The organism is Kribbella sp. NBC_01505, assembly GCF_045040285.1.
GTDB lineage: Bacteria > Actinomycetota > Actinomycetes > Propionibacteriales > Kribbellaceae > Kribbella.
In genome coordinates this window covers 3,505,876-3,526,069 of record NZ_CP109425.1, presented here as the reverse complement: position 1 = coordinate 3,526,069, position 20,194 = coordinate 3,505,876, and the positions used below count along the sequence as shown (strand labels likewise).

Below are 20,194 nucleotides of genomic sequence, written 5' to 3'. Positions count from 1 at the left end.
CTGGTTAGCCCTTCACTGCTCCGGCGGCGACACCCGAGGTGACGCGGCCCTGGAGGACCAGGAAGATCAGCAGGACCGGGAGCATGAACAGCGTGGCCGCGGCCATCGTCGCGCCCCAGTCGGTGCCGAAGGTGTTGCTGAACGACGAGAGCCAGACCGGCAGCGTGCGCTGGTTCTGCTCCTTGATGATCAACAGGTTCGCGAACGCGAACTCGTTCCACGCGGTGATGAAACCGAACAAGGACGTGGACAGCAGCCCGGGCGCGAGCAGCGGGAACACGATCCGCCGGAACGCCTGGAACTGGTTGCACCCGTCGACCTGCGCCGCCTCCTCGAGGTCGGGCGGAATCGCGTTCAGGAATCCGCGCAGTGTCACGATCGTGAACGGCAGCGTCATCATGAAGTAGATCAGCGTCAGCATCGGCAGCTTGTCCAGCATGTCGGTGTCCCGCGCGATCACGTACATCGGGATCAGCAACGCCTCCCACGGCGTCATCTGCGCGACGAACACCATCACGATGAACGCCTGCCGGCCCTTCCACTTCAGCCGGGCGACCGAGTACGCCGCCAGACACGCGACGATCAGGGCGAGCAGTACGCCGGAGACCGCGACGAACGCCGAGTTCCGCCAGAACAGCCAGAAGCCGTCGGCGTGGACCGCCGTACTGAAGTGGCTCAAGGTGACGTTCGTCGGGAAGAACGACGGCGTCTCGGCCTGGATGTCCTTGGTCGGCTTGAAGGCCGTCAGGATCATCCAGTAGACCGGGAAGACCGCGAACGCGAAGACTCCCAGCGCGACGACGTTGAGGACTATCCGCTTCGGCTTCACAGTTCGCCCTCTTCCTTGAACAGCTGCCGGAAGTAGGCGAGCAGTACGACGGTCAGCAGCAGCACGGTCACCATCGAGATCGCGGCACCGAGGTCGTACCGGTTCAGCGACTGTGCGATCTGGTAGGCGTAGACCGGCAGCGTCAGCGTGGCGTCACCCGGTCCGCCCTGGCTGATCACCCAGATCTGCACGAAGCTCTTGAAGACCCAGATCACCTCCAGGCACAGGATCAGCCCGAACATCGGCCGCAGGATCGGGAACGTGATCAGGCCGAACATCCGGATCGGACCGGCGCCGTCCATCGACGCCGACTCGTAGATCTCCTTCGGCACCGTGGTGATCGCCGCGTACAGGGTGAGCGCCGCGAACGGCACCGACTGCCAGACGATCATGATCACGATGATCGCGAACGTCGACGTACCGTCCGCGAACCACGCGTAGCCGTCGTACTGGGTGAAGCCGAGCTGGACCAGCACCCAGTTCACGACCCCGAGCTGGGACTGGAACAACCACTGGAACACGGTCGTTGCCGCCAGCACCGGAATCGCCCAGGCCAGCACCAGGCCGCCCATCACGAGGAAGCGCATCCACTTGCCCAGGGCATCGATCAGCAGCGCGACCAGGGTGGCCAGCACCATGATCAGGACGACGTTGATCGCGGTGAACGCGAAGGTCCGGGCGACCACGGACCAGAACTTCTGGTCGGTGAAGATCGCCTGGTAGTTGTCGAGGCCGACGAAGTCGGCGCCGCCGCGGATCAGCTGGGCGATCCCGAACTTCTGGAACGAGATGATCAGGTTCCGGATCAGCGGGTAGACCAGCAGGTACGCCATCCCGACGACGGTCGGCGCGATGAGCAGGTAGGGGAGCACACGCGGGCGCCCCCGCCGGGGCCCGGCCGAGGGTTTCTCGGCCGGGGCGGCGGGGGCGGTGCGCTCGGCTTGAGCGAGAGCCACGAGGTTACTTTCCGCTGTTGAGTGCCTCGGTGATGATCGCGTCGGCCGCTGCGGCCGCCGCGGCCGGGTCACCACCGGTGAGCACCTTGGTCTGGTACTCCTTGATCGGGTTCTTGGCCTCGACCGCTGCCCAGTTCGGCGAGTTCGGGGTCGCCTTGCCGTTGGCCGCGCCGGCCGCCATCGCGCTGGTGCCCTCGTCGCCGGTGACCTGGCCGGCCAGGCCCTTGCGGTTCGGGACGTACTTCATCGACTTGGCCAGATCGACCTGCCACTTCTCGCCGGCCAGCTCCTTGATGAAGGTGTAGGCCGCGTCCGGGGCGTCCGACGCCTCCGGCACGATCAGGTCGGAGCCACCGGTGAAGACCGCACCCGGCTTGTCGGCGGCCTTGCCCGGGATCGGGAAGAAGCCCAGCTTGTCCTTGAGCTCCGGGTTCGCCTGGACGATCAGCTCGGCAGCACCCGGTACGGCGATCATCTGCGCGACCTTGCCCTGCGCGAACACGTCGGTCTGGGTCGGCTTCGCCTCGTCGGAGTCCTTCGGACCCTTGCCGAGCGCCTGGATCTGCTTGTAGAACTCCATGCCCTTGAGCGCCTCGGGCGAGCTCAGCGCGCCCTTCCACTTCTCGCCGTCCTTGACCGCGAGGTCGCCGCCCTCGTCCCAGATGAAACCGGAGAGCACGTAGAAGTTCTGGCCGGGCAGGTAGATGCCCTGGTTACCGCCGGTGTTCAGCTTGGCCGTCGCGGCCAGCCACTCCTCGCGGGTCTTCGGCGGCGTGGTGATCCCGGCCGCGGCGAACAGGTCCTTGCGGTAGACCACGACCCGGTTCGCGGCGTAGTACGGGACGCCGTACTGCTTGCCCTCGTAGTTGCCGGGGCCGGCCAGACCTTCGATCCAGTCGTCGCCCTGCAGGTCGGTCTTCTTGTCGCTCAGGTCCCGGACGCCGCCGGAGGCGGAGTACTGCGCGACCTGGGTGTTGCCGACCTCGATCACGTCCGGCGCGTCCTTGCTGGCCAGCGCGCCGATGATCTTCGGGCCGATCCCGTTCCATTCCTGGATCTGGACGTTGAGCTTGACGTCGGTGTGCTTCGCGGCGAAGTCATCGGTGAACCGCTTCAGGAAGTCGTCCGAGACGCTCCCCTTCATCAGCCACACGTCGATGGTCTTCGGACCGGAACTTGCTTCGTTCTTGTCGCCGGACCCACACGCCGCGAGGGCGGTGAGGGACAGGGCCGCGACAGCAGCCACGGCAAGCGAACGGAACTTCATGGATCACCCCTGGTATGAACCTGTTCCTGCAGAGGCCCTGAGAATTGCGCAGGCGTCACTGACTGGTCAATAGTTCAGAAGTGTCCGTTACTATTCCGTGAGAGCGCGTTCGCGCTGGATCTGGCATGCCCAGGCGGCTAAACCGCTCAAGTAGCGCACTGTCGGTTGCGTCCCGTGCAACGCAGACCACTTACGCACCTGGTGATGCCAATTAACGAACCAGTTGGGCGAGGATCGCCCCCGCGACGGCCGCGTCGACCGCTCCGACACCGGTCAGATCGGCGATCGAGCGGCCTGTGCTTGGTGGCCGGTCCCGCAGTACGCCGCCGACCGGCACGTCCGCGTCACCCTTCAGCACACCGGCGCGGACGGCGTTGCCGAAGTCGCCGTGATGGAGGCACTGCGCGTGGTCGTCCGTGGCGACGAACGCACCGGCGAACATCTCGGGCGGGAGCTCGCCCTTGCCCGGCATGTCGGTCCCAACCGCGGTGATGTGCACAGCTCGTTGGAACGCCTCCAGCGGCAGAGGTTCGCGCGCAGCTGTCGTGGTGATCACGCACGGCGCTCCGGTGAGCCCGTCCGGTGTGGCCTGGAGTCCCACGGCTCGGAGTTGCTCGCACAGTCGCTCTACAGCCTCGGGTCGACGGCCCCAGACCTTCACCCGCCGCAGCGGTCGTAGTTCGCGCAACCACAGCACCTGCAGGAGCGCCTGCTCGCCAGTGCCCAGTACGGCGACCTCGTCGACCCCGACCGGCGTCATGGCGTCGGTGATCAGCGCCCCGGCCGCCGCCGTACGCCATGCCGTCAGCTTTCCCTCATCTGCAAGCACTGCGGCCGGCTGTCCGTTGGTCGCATCCACGACGAGCATCAGTCCGTTGTTGACCGAGCCGAAGGTGCTCGCCACCTTCACCACGAAGTACGGCGTACCGGCCACGTGACCGGCCTTCACATGCGTGTCCCCGGCGTACTGCGGAAACTCCAGCACCATCGGCGCCGGAACCGACGTACGGCCTTCTGCATGCGCGATCAACGCCGACCGGACCGCCTCGAATACGACTGCGGGTTTGGCCGCCTGGGTGATGTGGTCGAGTGCGAAGACCGGCAGCGTCACCGCGCGTCCAGCCAGTCCGCCCAGGCAGCCAGCGCCGGACCGGGGTTCTGCCGGCCGAGACCGACCCGGAAGCGGTCAGTGGGTGTTTCGGTCAGCGTGGAGCTGTAGATGCTCGCGGGCAGCAGCAGAACACCGGCCTGTTGCACCAGCGCCTCACACATCGCCTCGACACCATCCGCGCCGAGATAGCGCGGATAGCTCACGCAGCCGCCATCCGGTGCGGTGAACTCGAACAGGTCGGGGTAGCGGTCGAAGAACTCGGTGAAGAGCGGCAAGTTCGTCGCGATGATCCCGCGGTTCCGCGCGAGCACCTGGTCGCGGGCGCGGAGTGCGATCAGCGCTAGCACCTCACTCGGTGCGGAGTTGCAGATCGTCGTGTAGTGCTTGGCGCGTTCGAGCCGATCCAGGACAGTGCGATCCCGGCAAGCGATCCAGCCGATCCGCAGGCCGGGCAGCCCGTACGCCTTGGACATGACGTTGAGCGACAGCGCCGTACCGGACAGATCTGTTGCCTGAGGCAATGGATTGCTCTCGAGACCGCGGTAGACCTCGTCGGAGAACAACGTGATGCCGCGCGCCGCGCACAGGTCCACGAGTCGTTGCCAGGCTTCGGGGGTGGGGACCGCGCCGGTGGGGTTGTTCGGGAAGTTGACCGAGACCATCCGGGTGTTCGGTCGCAGTGCGCGCTCGATCGCGTCCACGTCGAGCGCCCAGCCGTCCTCGGGCCGCAGCGCGACTCCGGTCACCTCCGCGACCGACGACGGCACAGTCTCCGCGGCTTGGTAGTTCGGCGTCAGCACGACCAGGTGGTCGGTCGGCTCGAGCAGGGTGTGCATCGCGAGGTAGATGCCCTCCTCCGCCCCGGCGAAGCACAGTACGTCGTCGGGCTGCACCTGCTCGTACGTCGCCGCGATGGCTTCCCGCAGCGCAGGCAGTCCGCGCGTCTCGGTGTAGCCGAGGGCCAGCGACTCCCAGCGCTCGCGACCGTCTTCGTCGGCCAGCGCGAGCAGCTCGGACATCGTGAGCGTCTGCGCGTCGGAGGCGGTCAGGTGGTAGCGCGCGGTGAACTCCCAGCGCGCGAAGTGGGTCTCCAGCCGGAAATCAGGCAGGGTCGGCATGCGGCTCCTTCCGGGCCTCGGAAAGCAGTTGGTAGAGCGCCGACCGCGACACCTGCAGCGCACGGGCCACCGCCGGCACCGACCTGCGCTGGCTGAGCACTCCGGCTTTGTCGAGTCGACTCAGCAGCTCCAGGCGGTCTTCTCGCCTCAGCCGCTCAACCGGTACGCCGCGCTCCCGCACGTAGTCGGCCACGTGCTCGTTGAGCTTCTCGGTCCAGTCGTGCTCGAAGAACACCCGCGGCTGGCCGGACACCGGCGCGGCAAAAGCAGCCAGCAGCCGGCTAGCGGTCTCGAACGCAGTCCGATCGACGTTCACGCACAGCACGTACTTCGCCGTACCAGCCTCATCCCGCAGTACGGCGCTCACACTCGACAGGCGACGCCCATCCGGCAGCACCTTCGGATACGGCCCGTACGCGTCACGACCGCTCTCACTCAGCTCATCGAGCTCACCCAGCAGCGACGGATCCCCAGGCTCCCGCCCCGACAACGGATTCCAGATCGCCACGACCCTGTCGGCCACCCAGTCATGCAGCACCACCTCCGCATGCGGCGACAACAACCGCGCCAACACCTCGCCCACCGGCGCAACCTGCTCAGGAGTCACCCCCGGACACTACGTCCACCCTGGACACAAAGTCCACCCCTCACCTCTCGCCCCCAAAGAGCAGCCCACCCACCCTTGTGCACACGCCGCATCTTTGTGCACCCACCAACCACGCAGCGCCCCTCGAAATGGTTGGTGGGTTCCCAAAGTTGGCCTCCGCGCCCAAAGCGCAGCCGCCGCACCTTTGGGCGTCCGGAGGGGTGGGTCAGGGGGTGGCGTCGGCTTTTTGGGCTTGGCGGAGGCCGTAGAGGAGGAGGCCGATGGAGATGGCGCCTACTACGGCGTAGGTGATTACTCCGCCGATTCCGTCCCAGGCGGTGTGGAGGGCTACGGCCAGGGCGTACATGCCGACGAAGCCGGCCAGGTGGCGGCCGGTGGGGGCGCTGACGAAGCGCCAGAGGCCCCAGCAGCTCAGGCCGGTCCAGGCGGCGTGGCCGGCCGGGGCGAGGAGGCCGCGGACGAACAGGGTCTGCTCGGCGGCGCCTACGTTGCCGCCCGACTGCAGCAGCGCGACGAAGGCGTAGCCCATCGTCTCCAGTACGGCGAAGCCGGTGCCGACTGCGACTCCGATGACGATCCCGCGTCCGATCGAACTGCGGTAGCGGTGGCCGAAGAACACCACCAGTACCGCCGGGACGACCAGCTTGGCCGCCTCCTCGATCAGCCCGACTCCGAGCATCGGCAGCGTGCCCAGCCGGCGCATGGCGTCGTACTCGAGGAGTCCGGCGACCACCACGCCCACCACCCCGCCGAACAGAAGGCAGCCGCCCAGTGTCGGCCCGTCGATCAGCCAGCGCCCGGACCGGCCCGCTGCGAACGTGACGAAGGTCAGCGGGACCACCAGCGCCCCGAGCAGGATCATCGTCGGGAACAGGTTCGGATTGTTGGTGTCGGCAAGCACCGCCAGGACGGCGAAGTACAGCGCCGCACCGACCAGCAGCGTCCCCAGCCATGCCCATTTCCGGACCGCAATCGCACTCATGTCCGAATGGTGCCGTTGCTGGCGTGGTTGCGCCATGTCGCAGGGACGGCAGTGATGGACAGGGCGCAGCACCGTGACGAGATTGCAAACTCAATCCGAAGGGGTTGCCCCCAATCCTTGAACTTCACCCTCCGAACGAGGAGACCTGCCCATGCGCTCCCCACGGATCACCGCGGTCGCAGTCGCCGCGGTTCTGACCCTCGGCGTGGTTCCGGTGACCCCGGCCATCGCCGCTGCACCGCCTCCGCGTACAAACAGCACGCAGCCGGCCACCACCTCCGTCACGCTCATCACCGGTGACGTCGTCTCGGTCTCCGACGCCGGCAACGGCAAGAAGGCCGCCAGCGTCCAGCCCGCACCGGGCCGCGAAGGCGTGTCCTTCCACACCGTCGAGGCTGACGGCGGTCTGCGCGTCCTGCCGAGCGACGCCGTCCCGTACGTCTCCACCGGCGTCCTCGACGTCGACCTGTTCGACGTGGACGAGCTGATCCGGGACGGGTACGGCGACTCTGCCGCCCAGCAGCTCCCCCTGATCGTCAAGTACGCCGGGGGCGCCCGCAGCTCCTCCGCGCTCGCCGGTACGACGACCACCCGGCCACTGGACTCGATCGGCGGGGCTGCGGTGTCAGCGGCCAAGAACGAGCTGCCGTCCCTGTGGAAGTCACTCTCCGGTGCACACGCGCTGAGCGGTGGCATCAGCAAGGTCTGGCTGGACGGCAAGGTCCGTCCGGTCCTGGACAAGAGCGTGCCGCAGATCGGTGCGCCGGACGCGTGGAAGGCCGGGTACCAGGGCGCCGGCGTACAGGTCGCCGTACTGGACACCGGTGTGGACGCGCAGCACCCGGACCTGGCCGGCAAGGTCAAGGAGGCGCAGGACTTCTCCGGTAGCGAGACCGGACCGGTCGACCACTTCGGTCACGGCACACACGTCGCAGCGACGATCGCAGGCACCGGTGCGGGCGCAGGCGGTACCCGCAAGGGCGTCGCACCGCAGGCGGACCTGCTGATCGGCAAGGTGCTCAACGACGACGGCATCGGCTACGACTCGTGGATCATCGCCGGAATGGAGTGGGCGGCCGCGAAGGGCGCCAAGGTGGTCAACATGAGCCTCGGCGGTGACGCCACCGACGGCACCGATCCAATGAGCGAGGCCGTCAACGACATCACCGCCCGCACCGGCACGCTGTTCGTCGTTGCTGCTGGCAACGAAGGTCCGAGTGAGGAGACCGTCGGTACGCCGGGCGCAGCCGCCTCCGCACTCACCGTCGGAGCCGTCGACCGCGCTGACAAGCTGGCCGACTTCTCCAGCCGCGGACCGCGGCTCGGAGACGGCGGACTGAAGCCGGAGATCACCGCACCGGGTGTGGAGATCGTCGCGGCACGCGCAGCCGGAACCACCATGGGCAACCCGGTGGACAACCTCTACACCGCAGCATCCGGTACGTCGATGGCCACGCCGCATGTGGCCGGAGCCGCCGCACTGCTTGCCCAGCAGCACCCGGACTGGAAGGCCGACCAGCTCAAGAACGCGCTGGTCAGTACTGCGAAGACGCAGTCGAACCAGACCGTCTACCAGCAGGGCGCCGGTCGGGTCGATCTGACACGTGCGACTGCCCAGCAGGTGTTCGCGAGCGGTGTGGCCGACTTCGGTCTGCAGAGCACGACGGGTTCGAGCAACCGCGTCATCACCTACCGGAACGACGGCTCTGCACCGATCACTCTGAACCTGTCCGTCGGAGTCACCAACACGGACAACGGCAAGGCCGAGACCGACGCGTTCGGCGCACCGGCCACTGTGACTGTTCCTGCCCACGGCACGGTCGACGTACCGCTGGCACTGAACGCAGCGAAGCTGGAGCGCGGTCTGCACAGTGGCTGGATCGTCGCGACCGGCCCTGGTGGCGTGGTCACGCACACCGCCATCGGAGCGTTCCGGCAAGGCGCGAAGCACAAGGTGACGTTGCGAGCGGTCGGACCGGACGGAAAGCCGGCCGGAGCGCCAGTCATCTCGCTGTACGGCAGCAACTCCCGCTCCGACGTACTCACCTGGCTCGACAACGGCCAGAGCCGCGTGGCCGAGGTGGAGGAGGGGACGTACCTGCTGCACTCGCTGGTGGAGGACTACAACCCGGAGCACGAGCAGGTCAACCTCTTCACCGACCCGAACATCGAGGTCACCAAGGACACCGAGATCGTGGTCGACGCCCGGAAGGCGGTGCCGATCACCATCCAGACACCGAAGCCGTCCGAGCAGCAGTCGATCCTCAGCTACTACGTGCACCGCGAGTACCCGAACGGCCGCTCGATCAGCCACGGAGTGATGCACTTCAGCACGGTGCAGCAGGTGAACGTGACCCCGACCAAGCCGGTCAAGGACGGCAAGTTCGAGTTCTCGTCGCGCTGGCAGCTCGTCGCACCGATGGTCCAGACCTCGATGCCCGACCTCGACATCAACCTGCTGCATCAGTCGCCGTCGTACGAAGGCAAGCGGCACTTCCCGCTGACGCTCAAGGCCACCAAGGGCGCACTGCTCGTCGAGCGCACCCGGGACGACATCAGCGAGAAGGAGCAGATCGCAGCAGCGGCTGCTGCCGGCGTCGCCGCGATCGTCCTGGTCCGTCCGCCAGGAGAAGGCGCCTGGACAGTGTGGCGGCCGGCAGGAGACCGTGAGCCCATCCCCGCGATGGTGACCACCGATGGAAACGGGCAGAAGCTCCTCGATCGCGCCAAGCGCGCCCGCGCGTCCATCGACGTCACGCTGACCACGTCGAGTCCCTATCTGTACGACGTGCAGCAGGTGTCGACCGGATCGATCCCCAGCAAGATCACCTACCGGGTGACCGCGCAGAACTCCGCACGCGTCACCACGCGCTACAACGACAACGGTGGATTCGGTTGGGTCAAGGAGCAGCGGTTCGGCTGGCGGCCGTGGCAGGACTACTCCTGGAACGACTCCCAGCGGTTCGTGCAGACACCGAAGGTCCGTGAGGAGTGGGTGACGTCGGGCGACTCGCTCTGGCAGCACCGGGTGAGCCACGGCTACGGCTGGGACACCATGAACCCCCTCCGGAGCGGCATGACCGAGAAGCCCAAGAGCTACCGCAGCGTCGCGTCGAACGAGACGTGGTTCGGTCCGGTCGTCCGGCCGGCCGCTGCGCCGGGTGTGGTCTCCACGAGGACCGGTGACCGGCTCTCACTCCGCATCCCGACGTTCGTCGACGCGGACGGGCACTACACGATCGGTGAGACCACTGCAGCCTCTGCGGTGCTGTCCCGCAACGGCACGACGGTCGCCGAGCTGCCCGACGCCTGGCAGGACGTGATCACCAGCAGCGGCGACGCGTCGTACCGGCTGGATCTCAGCACCGAACGGAACGACCCGGACGGTGAATGGCTCTGGGGGACGCGGACGCAGACCAGCTGGGAGTTCCGCTCGGCCAAGACTGCGGAAGACAAGGCGACACCGCTGTCCTTGCAGCAGGTCAACTACAAGGCGCCGACCGACCTGACCGGCCGCGCACCGCGCACGCACGTGCTGGGCTTCGACGCACCGAAGGCCACCGGCCTGCAGGCGTGGGCGTCGTACGACGAAGGCAAGTCCTGGCAGCGGCTCCCCGTGGTGGGCGTCTTCGGCCAGTACGTCGCAGTCGTCGCCAACGCCCACAACACCGTCTCGCTCAAGGTCCAAGCGACTGGCGCGAACGGAACCAAGGTCACCCAGACCGTGATCCGGGCGTACGGCATCAAGTAGTCACCAGCACGGCGGATGGAGGTCGTCCCAGCATCGGGCGGCCTCCATCTGTGCGGCCAGCGCCAGCAGTTCGGCGTCGTGCTGTCGGTGCCCCACCAGTTGCACACCGGACGGCAGTGCGACCGCGGGCGAGCCAGTCAGGTTCGCCCAAGGTGTGTAGCAGGACCAGGTCAGCATCAGCTCGGCCACTGATTCGACGCCTTGCGACAGATAGTGGCCGAGCTTTACAGCCGGACCGTTCGTGGCGGGCGTCAGCGCCACATCGAAGTCGGCCATCGCCTCCAGAAACCGGCCGGCGAAGCGCGCGAGCACGGTCTGCACTGTCATCGCTTCGACCCCGGACAACGCTTGGCCGACAGCGATCAGATGCCGCGTGTACGGCGTGAGCAGGTCCCGCCGATCAGCTGGAACCAGAGCCGGAACGCCTGTCGCCACAGCGATTCCGAACCAGCGCTCAACGGCTTGGCGCACCGCATCGTCGTACGGTGCGGGCAGGTCGATCTCTTGCACGTCATGTCCGAGGCGAGTCAGAGCATCCGCGGTACGCCGGACCTCCCGCGCTGACTCCGGATGCGGCTCCACACCGTCGAGCCCGGTGGCCGTCCACACGGCGACCCGCAACCGCTGCGGCTGCTGTTCGATCGCACTGACGAAGCTCTGGCCGGGAGACCAGCCATACAGGTCGCCCGGAGCTGGATGAGCCATCACATCGAGCAGTACGGCGGCATCCTGCACGGTGCGCGCGATCGGCCCCTCGATGCCTGTGCTGAAGAACCCTGTCGCCGGAGCCGGACTCACCAAGCCACGGCTCGGTTTCACACCGACGAGGTGGCAGGTGGCGGCCGGAGTCCGCGTCGAGCCGGCTCCGTCGCTGCCATGCGCCACAGGCAGCAGCCCGGCGGCCACCGCGGTGGCCGCACCGCCACTGGAACCACTGGAGTAGCGGTCCAGCGCGTACGGCGTCACTGCGGGCCGCGGGGTCACGTCATTCTCGGTGAAGCAGGTCGCGCCGAACTCCGGCGCGTTGGTCTTACCGAGCACCACCGCACCGGCCTGCCGAATCAGCCCGACAGTCCAGGCATCGTCCGCCGGCACCAGATCGGCGAGAGCCGCAGACCCGAAGGTGGTCCGCAGACCGGCGGTGGGGTGCAGGTCCTTCAACCCGATCGGCAGTCCGGTCAGCGGTGCCCACTCACCTCGGGCCAGCTGTTCGTCAGCCCGGGCAGCCTCCTCGAGCGCACACTCCGGCACCACGGTGACGAACGCTCCGAGCTCGGCGTCGAGTCGATCGATCCGATCCAGGTAGTGCTGGGTCAGGTCGCGAGACGAGATCTCGCGGGCACGCAACGCGTTCAACTGCTGTGCAGCGGACAGATCGTGCAGTTCAGGCATCGGCGGCCGCCTTCTCGGTGAGGAATCGATGGGTCCAGGAGGCGATCGCGTCGAGTTCGTCGGGCGTGATCGGTTGCCGCGCAATCAGCCGCCGGTGCATCAGCGGCCCCTCCAACAGGTCGCCGGCCAGAACCCGGTTCGCGCCCGTCGCGACCTCCCCGCGCTCGACGGCCCGGCCGATCGCTGCCCGTACCGGTTCGCCCCGGCGCTCGGCCATCGCGCGGAAGGCCGTCTCGGCGGCGGGATCGCGGTGCAGGTCGGCCAGCAGACCCGTCAAGCCGTCCATCCACGGCGCGGACCACGCGGTCGCCAGAGCGTCGAGTCCGGCGCGCAGGTCGCCGTACAAGGTGCCGGTGTCGATCTGCGGGACCGGCGGCAGGTGTTCGGCCAGCGCGGCCGTCACGAGCTGTGCCTTGCTCGGCCAGCGCCGCCGCAGGTCTGTCCGCTGGGCCCGCGCATCAGCCGCGACGCGCGACAGCGTGAGCGGCTCGTAGCCCTCCTGGGTCAGCAGTGCCCAGGCGGCCGCCAGCAACCGCAGCTCGAGACCGGCATCGCGTGGACGTCCAGCCATGGCGTTCTTCCTCCGACCGTTCTAGAGTATCGCTCCAAGTTGGAGCTTAATTCGGAAGGGACCGCATGGCTACCTCGGCGCACACCTACACCGTCCTGCCGCCGCGCACAGTGCGGAGCCCCGCCTTCGACTGGTCGCACGAGGTGCAGATCGCCCTACCGCCGTCGTACGACGGATCCGGCCGCAGCTACCCGGTCCTGTGGGCCACGGACGCGTCACTGACCTTCTCACTCACTGTCGGCACGCTGGCGCTACTCACCGCGAGCGGACAGACGGCCGAGGCGATCGTCGTGGGTATCGGCGCTCCGGCGAGCACTGACGCGATGGAGTTCAGTCGGCGGCGCGCGTACGAGTTCTACTCGCGTGAGAGGTGGCTCAATGCCGGCGTCGGCGCACAGTACGCGCAGGTGCCGGCAGAGTTTCTGAACGCCGGAGGCGGTGCGGAACGGTTTCTCGCCTTCCTGGCCGACGAGCTCCGCCCACAGCTGGCGAACGAGTTCCGCTTCGACGAAACCGACCATGGTCTGCTCGGCGACTCGGCTGGTGGCTACTTCGCCATCTATGCCCTGCTGACCAGGAACACTGCGTTCGCCAAGTACCTGATCGGCAGTCCGGCGGCCAGCGGCTGCGCGGACCATCTGTTCGAGCTCGAGCAAGAGGGCTCGGCACTGGCCGGCGACGTGTTCCTCGGCGCGGGCGAGGCGGAGATGACCGATCCGTTCACAGCGTCGGGCGACATCCTCGGCTCGATGACGCGGTTGACCCAGACGCTCCGGCTACGCGATCACCCGGACCTCCGACTCACCAGCCGCATCTTCCCGGGTGAGAACCACTACTCCGCCGTACCCGCAGTGATCACCGCGGGGCTGCGGCACCTGTACTAGATCCAGTCCCGCTTCGCGGCTTGGTAAGCCAGACCGGTGCGAGTGTCCACACCGGCGAGGACCATCAGGCGGTCCAGACGCCGCTGGACCGTACGGCGGCTGATGCCGAGCTGGGAGGCGATCGACTTGTCGGGGACGCCGGCCACCAGTAGCGAGAGCAGGAAGCGTTCGTGGTCGTCGAGGACCTCAGTGGCCGGCTGCTGGGTGGAGTGCATGGTCACTGGGGTTGCCATCTCCCAGTGGCTCTCGAAGAGCGCCAGTACGGCGTCGAGCAGCTGACCGCGGTTGATGATCGCTGCGGTGGGTTCGCCGATGCCTAGCTCGTCGTCACGGACCAGCGGGCAGACTGCGGTCGCCCGGTCCACGATGGCGAGCCGGACCGGCAGTGTGGGGAGTGTCCTGGCCTCCTCACCCCAGCTGATGCCTTCGGCGATGGTGTCGAGCTCACCGGGGGTCTCAAGCAGCGCGCGTTCGTAGATGGCGCGATACCGGACGCCTCTGGACAGAGCGCCGTACTCCTCGGTGTTCTCGGCGCCCGGCATGGCCAGTGGGTTCGCTCGGCAGAACCAGAGGATCTCTTCGCGGGCAGATTCCTGCAGATCGCGGAGACGTTCGCGCAGTGCCGCTGCCCCAACGACCACCTCGACCAGGTGATGTGCGTCGCGACGACTCGCACTGGCGCGGAACTCCTCGCTCAACAGCGCCACCGTCTTGCGGGCCGCTTCGAGTGACTCCTGACGCCGCAGGAGCGTCGTACCGAGTGCCACGTCCGGAGGTAGTGCCCGGAACACCGGCTCGTCGGCGGACTGGCTGACCGCGACCAGACCCTTCGCCTGCAACCGCTGCAGCAACTCGTCGGCCTCATGGGCCGGCAGCTCGGCCACCTCCGCCAGCTCGGCGGAGCGCGCGGCCGACAAGCCGACCAGCAGCCGATAGGCGCGTTCTTCCCGCGCGTCGAGCAACAAGCCGTCCTGCATCGATTCACCTCCCGGCCCCAGCTAACCAGTCCGGCCGCGCTCACGGCGACCGTTTTCCGCACGCCTTTGATCAAATCCTTACTGGCACCGATCAGACACGGCACTCCTATGCCATCACAGCGGAGGTGAGTGCACGTCACTTCCGGTCAGTTGTTCGCGGACCTCGCCGCCGCCCGAGTCGTCCCGCCGTTGGAAAGAGAAACTCATGAGTCTGACCGATCTCGCCGGCATCGCCGGTCTCATCAGCGCGGCCCTGCTAGCCCTGTGGATGCTCCTCGGCGCCCCCAACCTCCGCCCGGCCCCGCACTCCGCCCGCCACCGCAGGCCCCGCGGCTAGCCGTCGAGGGCGCTCAACTTCGCCCGCACCCTGTCGGCCTGCCTCTCACGTCCCTGGTCCGCGAAGCCCGTCAACGCCTGCTCCCAAGCGTTGCGGGCCGCTGCCACATCGCCCAGCGTGCGGTAGGCGTCGCCGATGTGGTCTTGCGTCTCAGCCATCTGGCGCACGTTCCCGATCCGCCGGTACGACGTCAGCGCGTCCTCGAAGGCGGACAGCGCCTCGTCGAAGCTCTCGGTTGCGAGGGCGATGAACGCCAGTGAGTCGAGGACGTCACCCCGGCTGTCGTGGTCCCCGGTCTGCTCGATGATCTCGAGTGACGCCAGGCAGGCCGCGCGCCCTTCGTCGTACCGACCGAGCTTCGCCTGGATCCAGCCGACGAGGTTGTAGGAGTCGGCGAGCCAGCTCTGCTTGCCCAGCGTCTTGTACAGCTCGAGCTGTGCCAAGCCGTAGGGCAATGCGGCCTCGAAGTCCTCCATGAAGCAATGTGCCTCGGCCAGCGTCTGCAGACAGGCCGCTCGCACAGTGACCTGGCCGCTGCGGACGGCGTAGGTCAGCGCCTGCTCCAGATGCGCCACGGTCTCGTCCCGTTGACCTAGCATCCCTCGACTCCGGCCGTAGTAGCGGTGAACCATCGCCTGGTCGGCAGGCTCCTCAAGGGCCGGCACGACGGTCAGCGCGATTGTCCAGAGCTCCGCATTGAGGGAGTCCTGTCCTTGCCAGGTATGGAACGGTGCGAGTCCGTAGGGAATGTGCCAGACGATGTCGGACCAGCCACGCGCCACGGCCAGCCGCTGTGTCGCCATCAGGTTGTCGGACTCGGCATCAATCCATGCACTCGCTTCAGCACGATCCTTCAGACCCAGCGAAGCCATCTGGTCGCCGTTCACCGGTGGGCGGTCCGGGGAGGCCACCCGGGCTGCCTCGAGAACGCCGCGGCGGTAGTGGTCGGCCAGCCGCCACAGCGCCTGGTCTGCATCGACCTTCTGCTCCCGGGCGTAGAGGCGGATCAGGTCGTGCAGGGCGTAGCGTCCAGGTGCGTGCTGGCGGATCAGATGCACGCTCTCCAGCACGCGCAGGCTGCGGCGCGGATTCCCGTCGACCAGTGCGGCCACTGACGCCGTACTGATGTCTTGTCCGGGTGTCCGGGCCAGCAAGGCGAGCAGGGTGGCCGCATCTGGGTCGAGCGCTCGGTACGAACAGTCGAAGACGCTCCGCAGTCCCGCGTCGAGCTCACCGCCCTCGAATGCATCCAGCCGTGCCGCCGTGTCGCGCAGTTCTTCCGCGAAGGCTGACAGCGGGAAGTCCGGCCGGCTGACGACCCGGGCCGCCACGATCGCCAGTGCGAGCGGCAGACCGGCGCAGTGCGTCAGCACCTCGTCGAACGCGGCCGACTCCGCACTCGCCCGGGCAGCACCGACCTGTCGCAGCAGGAGTTCTCGTGCGTCGGCTGGATCGAGTACGTCGAGATCCACCGGTACGGCGCCGTGCCGGGTGAGCAATCCGCCGAGTCGATTCCGACTGGTCACGATCACCGTGCACCCCGCCGCCCCTGGCAACAGTGCTGGCACCTGGGCGCTCTCTTTGGCGTTGTCCAGCACCAGCAACATCCGCTTGCCCGCCAGCATGGTCCGGTACAGACCTGCCCGCGCCTGTGGGTCAGCTGGGATCCGGTCCGCACCCAGTGCCTGCAGTAGTCCGCTCATGGCCGCGTCTACCGACAGCGGCGGCTCGACCGGGTCGAAACCTCGCAGGTCGATGAAGAGCTGGCCGTCCGGGAAGCGCGCCAGATTGCGATGCGCCCAGTGCAGAACGAGTGAGGTCTTGCCGATGCCACCCGCGCCCCCAACCGCCGACACCGCGATCGTCGCCTGCTGATGGTCACCGGCCAGTGCGGTGGTCAGTTGCTTGAGGGCCGGATCGCGCCCCACGAAAGCAGCCGGTGCAGCAGGAAGCTGTTGCGGGACCGCGCGGTCGGCGTGGGTCGTGCCGAGGATCTCCTGCTGCAACTGCTGGAGCCGGGCGGACGGTTCGATCGCCAGCTCGTCCACGAGTGCACGGCGAAGCCGGTCGTACTCCTGCAGTGCTTCCGTCCCCCGGTCAGACCGGTGCAAGGCCAGCATCAGGTGCCCGGCTACGCGTTCGTCGAGCGGACCCGCCTGGCTACGACTCCGCAGTACCGGCAGCAGGTCGCCGTACTCGCCTTGCTGTAGTTGGAGCTCGGTCAGATCGAGCTCGGCAGCGAACCGCTCGGCCTGCAAGCGTTCCCGCTGCTCGACGAACCAGGGGGTGTCGAGGCCCGTCAGAGCTTCACCACGCCACAGCTGAAGCGCCTCCTCGAACAGAGCTGCCGACTGCTCCGCACGCGCCGCCACGACAAGGCGCCGGAAGCGATGTGCGTCCACCCGCTCGGGCTCTACCTGCAGGACATAGCCACCGGACTGCCTGACCAGCTGTGCATCGAGTACGGCGCGCAGCCGGGACAGGTAGGCGTACAAGGTCTCGCGTGCGCGCTGCGGTGCGCTGTCGCCCCAGACCCACTCGACCAGCTGGTCAGCGGTCACCGGACGACCGGTCTCCAACAGCAGCACAGCAAGCACCGAGCGCTGCCGCAGATGCCCCAGCCCGGTCGGCACCACCTCGCCCAGAACGCCGTACTGGATACCTTCCCCGCCCCACCGCCCCGAGCTCTCCATCACAGCCTCCCAGCGCGCTGACCTGCGGATTCAAGGCTGGCCCAAGGTTGGGGTCAAACCTCCTGCGCGATGGTACGGAAACAACGAAGGAGAGCACATGTCCCGTAGAGATTCCGCCTACCAAGGTTCCTGACTAGTTGTTGTAGACAACGGTTTTCCCGCGCCGGTCCCCACTTCTGTCGGCGCGGGCTGAGACGGTAGGGCGATGACGGGGATTCGCATGGCCATCGCACAGCCGACCATCACCGCGGACGCGGCGGTGAACGGGAAGAAGGTCCGTTCACTGATGCGGAAGGCAGCTGAGGGACGGGCCCGGCTGGTGCAGTTTCCCGAAGGCCTGCTGACCGGTTACGCCAAGGAGCAGATCGGCGACTGGTCCCAGGTCGACTGGGACCTCGTCCGCTCCGAGCTCGAGCAGATCATGGCGCTGGCCGCCGAGCTGGAGATCTGGGTCGTGCTCGGCTCGGCCCATCCGCTGACGCCGCCGCACCGCCCGCACAACAGCCTGTACGTGATCTCCGACACCGGCGCCCTGGTCGACCGCTACGACAAGCGGATCTGCTCGCACACCGAGCTCACCCACTTCTACACACCGGGTTTCGAGCCGGTCGTCTTCGACGTCGACGGCTACCGCTTCGGCGCGCTGATCTGCGTCGAGATCAACTTCCCGCAACTCTTCAGCCAGTACGAGCGACTCGGCGTCGAGTGCCTGCTGCTCTCGGCCTACCCGGTCGACGTCGTCTTCGAGCTCAAGGCCCGCGCGCACGCCGCCATCAACTGCTACTGGATCGCGATGTCGCTCCCCGGCCAGACCGTCGACCTGATGCCGTCGGGCCTGATCAACCCGGCCGGCCACTACACGACCCAGGTCGTCGGCACCTCCGAGCTCGCCTTCGCCACCGTCGACCGCGACGACCCCACCGTCGCCGGCCCCCTCAAACACGCCCGCCCCTGGCGCGCCACCGCCACCAAAGGCGACATCTACCGCAGCCGAGCCGTCACCGACCCCCGCTCCACCAACCGCACAGCGCTCTGAGAGCGCCCCGGCTTGTGAGGCAGGACACTCCCGGAGAAACAAAAAATCCCGGTCTCTCGACCGGGACTCCTGCTGTCTTTCCCACTGGCATTCGCTGTGCGCGAGGGGGGAGTTGAACCCCCACGCCCTTTCGGGCACACGGACCTGAACCGTGCGCGTCTGCCATTCCGCCACTCGCGCGCTGCCGCTCGGACGATGTCCCGGCGACGAAAAGGAACATTAGCACGGGTATGTCGAGTGCTTCACATTGCGGGTTCCGTCGAACCTCCCGTTACGATCGATCGTCGTACCCGGTGTGTCCGCCACGACCGGTGGATACGGACCGTGGACCGACCGTGGAGGAGGAGGCGTGCGACCGCTGCAGCGCTTCGAGCGTCGTCTGGAGGGCATCGTGAGCGGTGTCTTCGCGCGCGCATTCAAGGGCGACGTCGAGCCGATCGAGCTGGCGGCGGCGCTCAAGCGTGAGATCGACAACACCGCCCGGATCCTGTCCCGGGACCGGCGGCTGGTGCCGAATCACTTCACCATCGAACTGGGCCCGGGCGATTTCGAGCGCCTGAACGCGTACGGCCGGACCCTCAACCACGAGCTGTCCAACGAGCTGCGGGACCATGCCGACATCCAGCGGTACACGTTCTCCGGGCCGATCGAGATCGAGCTGACCCAGCAGGACGACCTCCCTACCGGTAAGTTCCGGGTGGTCAGTGCGACCGTCGGGACGCCGCAACGGCGGAGCCCGTCCCACGAGCAGCCCTACCAGCAGGAGCCCTACGTGCCGCCGAACGACGGCCAGACGGTGCTGCACAGCGCCCCGGTCACCCCACCCCCCGCACCGCAGCAGTCGCGGAGCGGCCACCCGCAGGTGATGCTCGAGGTCAACGGGCGTCGCCGCCCGGTCAACCCACCGGGCGTCGTGCTCGGCCGGGGGACCGACGCCGACATCCAGATCAACGACCCCGGGGTGTCCCGGCGGCACGCGGAGATCCGGTTGATGCCCGAGGGCAACGGCGGGATCCGGGTGGTGCTGGTCGACCTGGGGTCGACCAACGGCACGCTGGTCAACGGCCGGCGCGCCACCGAGCAGGAGCTGGTCGACGGCTCGACGGTGCGGATCGGCAACACCACGATGACGCTGCGGCTGGCGGACGAGCCGATGCCTCAGCAGCCGAGCAGCGGGTGGTGACCGCACCACCATGTCGGAACTGACGCTGACCCTGATCAAACTGGGGTTCCTGGCCCTGCTGTGGATGTTCGTCCTGGCCGTGCTGTCCGTGATCCGCTCCGACCTGTTCGGGGCGAAGATCGACAGCAAGGCCGCGGCGGCCGCCGTACCGTCGGCAACGGCCCGGACCCCGAAGCCGGCCAAGCCGGTGAAGAAGCGCAAGGGTCTGCCCGGCTCGGTGACGATCGCTGACGGTCCGCAGGCCGGGGTCGGCGCGACCCTGGTCGAGGAGCCCGTCGTGATCGGCCGTGGCTCGGACTGCCAGATCCGGCTCGACGACGACTACTCCTCCACCCGGCACTCGCGACTGTTCCTGTCCGAGGGTCAGTGGTGGGTCGAGGACCTCGGCTCGACCAACGGGACGTACCTGGACGGCCAGCGGGTGACCCGCCCGGTGCCGGCCGAGATCGGTGGCTCGATCCGGATCGGCCGGACGACGCTGAACATCGCGAAGTAGGCCT

At 67.7% G+C, this 20,194-nt stretch carries 17 protein-coding genes and 1 tRNA gene; 6 read left to right on the top strand and 12 right to left on the bottom strand.

Features of this window, described 5'->3' with window-relative positions; translation table 11 throughout:
• Window positions 1–4: 4 nt before the first annotated feature.
• The 7 genes from OG474_RS16650 to OG474_RS16620 form a co-directional block, all read right to left on the bottom strand.
• The gene (locus tag OG474_RS16650) at window positions 5–829 is read right to left on the bottom strand and encodes a carbohydrate ABC transporter permease (protein WP_405063203.1); all 825 of its coding nucleotides are present in this window, start codon (window positions 827–829) and stop codon (window positions 5–7) included.
• On the bottom strand, window positions 826–1,785 hold the full coding sequence (locus OG474_RS16645) for a carbohydrate ABC transporter permease (RefSeq protein ID WP_405063202.1): 960 nt from the start codon (window positions 1,783–1,785) through the stop codon (window positions 826–828). Before OG474_RS16645 ends, OG474_RS16650 begins: the two co-directional genes overlap by 4 nt.
• Before the next feature lie 4 nt (window positions 1,786–1,789).
• A complete protein-coding gene (locus tag OG474_RS16640; RefSeq protein WP_405063201.1) occupies window positions 1,790–3,052 on the bottom strand; it encodes an extracellular solute-binding protein in 1,263 nt (420 codons plus the stop codon).
• Window positions 3,053–3,263: 211 nt separating this feature from the next.
• Window positions 3,264–4,163 (bottom strand): ornithine cyclodeaminase family protein, encoded by a 900-nt coding sequence (locus OG474_RS16635; RefSeq protein ID WP_405063200.1) that lies wholly within the window; start codon window positions 4,161–4,163, stop codon window positions 3,264–3,266.
• Complete coding sequence (locus OG474_RS16630) at window positions 4,160–5,281, bottom strand: aminotransferase class I/II-fold pyridoxal phosphate-dependent enzyme (protein WP_405063199.1); 1,122 nt, start codon at window positions 5,279–5,281, stop codon at window positions 4,160–4,162. The genes OG474_RS16635 and OG474_RS16630 overlap by 4 nt, the downstream gene beginning before the upstream one ends.
• On the bottom strand, window positions 5,265–5,888 hold the full coding sequence (locus tag OG474_RS16625) for a transcriptional regulator (RefSeq protein WP_405063198.1): 624 nt from the start codon (window positions 5,886–5,888) through the stop codon (window positions 5,265–5,267). Before OG474_RS16625 ends, OG474_RS16630 begins: the two co-directional genes overlap by 17 nt.
• A 205-nt stretch (window positions 5,889–6,093) precedes the next feature.
• Window positions 6,094–6,870, bottom strand: a complete 777-nt coding sequence (locus OG474_RS16620) for a PrsW family intramembrane metalloprotease (protein ID WP_405063197.1) — start codon at window positions 6,868–6,870, stop codon at window positions 6,094–6,096.
• A gap of 151 nt (window positions 6,871–7,021) precedes the next feature.
• Between OG474_RS16620 and OG474_RS16615 the strand changes: the two genes are divergently transcribed.
• Window positions 7,022–10,621, top strand: coding sequence for a S8 family serine peptidase (locus OG474_RS16615; RefSeq protein ID WP_405063196.1), 3,600 nt, complete (start codon window positions 7,022–7,024; stop codon window positions 10,619–10,621).
• On the opposite strand, the gene OG474_RS16610 is transcribed toward OG474_RS16615, so the two are convergent.
• Entirely contained in the window at window positions 10,622–12,013 is a 1,392-nt protein-coding gene (locus OG474_RS16610) for an amidase (RefSeq protein WP_405063195.1), read from the bottom strand.
• The gene (locus tag OG474_RS16605) at window positions 12,006–12,584 is read right to left on the bottom strand and encodes a TetR-like C-terminal domain-containing protein (protein ID WP_405063194.1); all 579 of its coding nucleotides are present in this window, start codon (window positions 12,582–12,584) and stop codon (window positions 12,006–12,008) included. Before OG474_RS16605 ends, OG474_RS16610 begins: the two co-directional genes overlap by 8 nt.
• Before the next feature lie 65 nt (window positions 12,585–12,649).
• Between OG474_RS16605 and OG474_RS16600 the strand changes: the two genes are divergently transcribed.
• Complete coding sequence (locus tag OG474_RS16600; protein WP_405063193.1) at window positions 12,650–13,468, top strand: alpha/beta hydrolase; 819 nt, start codon at window positions 12,650–12,652, stop codon at window positions 13,466–13,468.
• On the opposite strand, the gene OG474_RS16595 is transcribed toward OG474_RS16600, so the two are convergent.
• Window positions 13,465–14,445: a helix-turn-helix domain-containing protein gene (locus OG474_RS16595; protein WP_405063192.1), complete on the bottom strand. Its 981-nt coding sequence runs from the start codon at window positions 14,443–14,445 to the stop codon at window positions 13,465–13,467. The two genes, OG474_RS16600 and OG474_RS16595, sit on opposite strands and share 4 nt — an antisense overlap.
• 205 nt (window positions 14,446–14,650) lie before the next feature.
• Here OG474_RS16595 and OG474_RS16590 point away from each other — a divergent pair, with 205 nt between their 5' ends.
• On the top strand, window positions 14,651–14,782 hold the full coding sequence (locus OG474_RS16590; protein ID WP_405063191.1) for a hypothetical protein: 132 nt from the start codon (window positions 14,651–14,653) through the stop codon (window positions 14,780–14,782).
• Here OG474_RS16590 and OG474_RS16585 read toward each other — a convergent pair.
• On the bottom strand, window positions 14,779–17,475 hold the full coding sequence (locus tag OG474_RS16585) for a BTAD domain-containing putative transcriptional regulator (RefSeq protein WP_405063190.1): 2,697 nt from the start codon (window positions 17,473–17,475) through the stop codon (window positions 14,779–14,781). The two genes, OG474_RS16590 and OG474_RS16585, sit on opposite strands and share 4 nt — an antisense overlap.
• Before the next feature lie 205 nt (window positions 17,476–17,680).
• Between OG474_RS16585 and OG474_RS16580 the strand changes: the two genes are divergently transcribed.
• Window positions 17,681–18,511: a carbon-nitrogen hydrolase family protein gene (locus tag OG474_RS16580; RefSeq protein WP_405063189.1), complete on the top strand. Its 831-nt coding sequence runs from the start codon at window positions 17,681–17,683 to the stop codon at window positions 18,509–18,511.
• Window positions 18,512–18,608: 97 nt separating this feature from the next.
• Here OG474_RS16580 and OG474_RS16575 read toward each other — a convergent pair.
• Window positions 18,609–18,691 (bottom strand) — tRNA-Leu (locus OG474_RS16575).
• A 169-nt stretch (window positions 18,692–18,860) separates the two neighbouring features.
• Between OG474_RS16575 and OG474_RS16570 the strand changes: the two genes are divergently transcribed.
• Window positions 18,861–19,694 carry an FhaA domain-containing protein gene (locus tag OG474_RS16570; protein ID WP_405063188.1) on the top strand — a complete coding sequence of 278 codons (834 nt, stop codon included), beginning with the start codon at window positions 18,861–18,863 and terminating at the stop codon, window positions 19,692–19,694.
• A gap of 10 nt (window positions 19,695–19,704) precedes the next feature.
• On the top strand, window positions 19,705–20,190 hold the full coding sequence (locus OG474_RS16565) for an FHA domain-containing protein (RefSeq protein WP_405063187.1): 486 nt from the start codon (window positions 19,705–19,707) through the stop codon (window positions 20,188–20,190).
• The last annotated feature ends 4 nt before the right edge of the window (window positions 20,191–20,194 follow it).

Excerpts from the sequence above, each read along its gene's own strand:
- OG474_RS16610 (WP_405063195.1), bottom strand. The coding sequence starts at position 12,013 with ATGCCTGAACTGCACGATCTGTCCGCTGCACAGCAGTTGAACGCGTTG.
- OG474_RS16605 (WP_405063194.1), bottom strand. The coding sequence starts at position 12,584 with ATGGCTGGACGTCCACGCGATGCCGGTCTCGAGCTGCGGTTGCTGGCG.
- OG474_RS16565 (WP_405063187.1), top strand. The coding sequence starts at position 19,705 with ATGTCGGAACTGACGCTGACCCTGATCAAACTGGGGTTCCTGGCCCTG.
- OG474_RS16620 (WP_405063197.1), bottom strand. The coding sequence starts at position 6,870 with ATGAGTGCGATTGCGGTCCGGAAATGGGCATGGCTGGGGACGCTGCTG.
- OG474_RS16630 (WP_405063199.1), bottom strand. The coding sequence starts at position 5,281 with ATGCCGACCCTGCCTGATTTCCGGCTGGAGACCCACTTCGCGCGCTGG.
- OG474_RS16595 (WP_405063192.1), bottom strand. The coding sequence starts at position 14,445 with ATGCAGGACGGCTTGTTGCTCGACGCGCGGGAAGAACGCGCCTATCGG.
- OG474_RS16615 (WP_405063196.1), top strand. The coding sequence starts at position 7,022 with ATGCGCTCCCCACGGATCACCGCGGTCGCAGTCGCCGCGGTTCTGACC.
- OG474_RS16640 (WP_405063201.1), bottom strand. The coding sequence starts at position 3,052 with ATGAAGTTCCGTTCGCTTGCCGTGGCTGCTGTCGCGGCCCTGTCCCTC.
- OG474_RS16600 (WP_405063193.1), top strand. The coding sequence starts at position 12,650 with ATGGCTACCTCGGCGCACACCTACACCGTCCTGCCGCCGCGCACAGTG.
- OG474_RS16585 (WP_405063190.1), bottom strand. The coding sequence starts at position 17,475 with ATGGAGAGCTCGGGGCGGTGGGGCGGGGAAGGTATCCAGTACGGCGTT.
- OG474_RS16590 (WP_405063191.1), top strand. The coding sequence starts at position 14,651 with ATGAGTCTGACCGATCTCGCCGGCATCGCCGGTCTCATCAGCGCGGCC.
- OG474_RS16580 (WP_405063189.1), top strand. The coding sequence starts at position 17,681 with ATGACGGGGATTCGCATGGCCATCGCACAGCCGACCATCACCGCGGAC.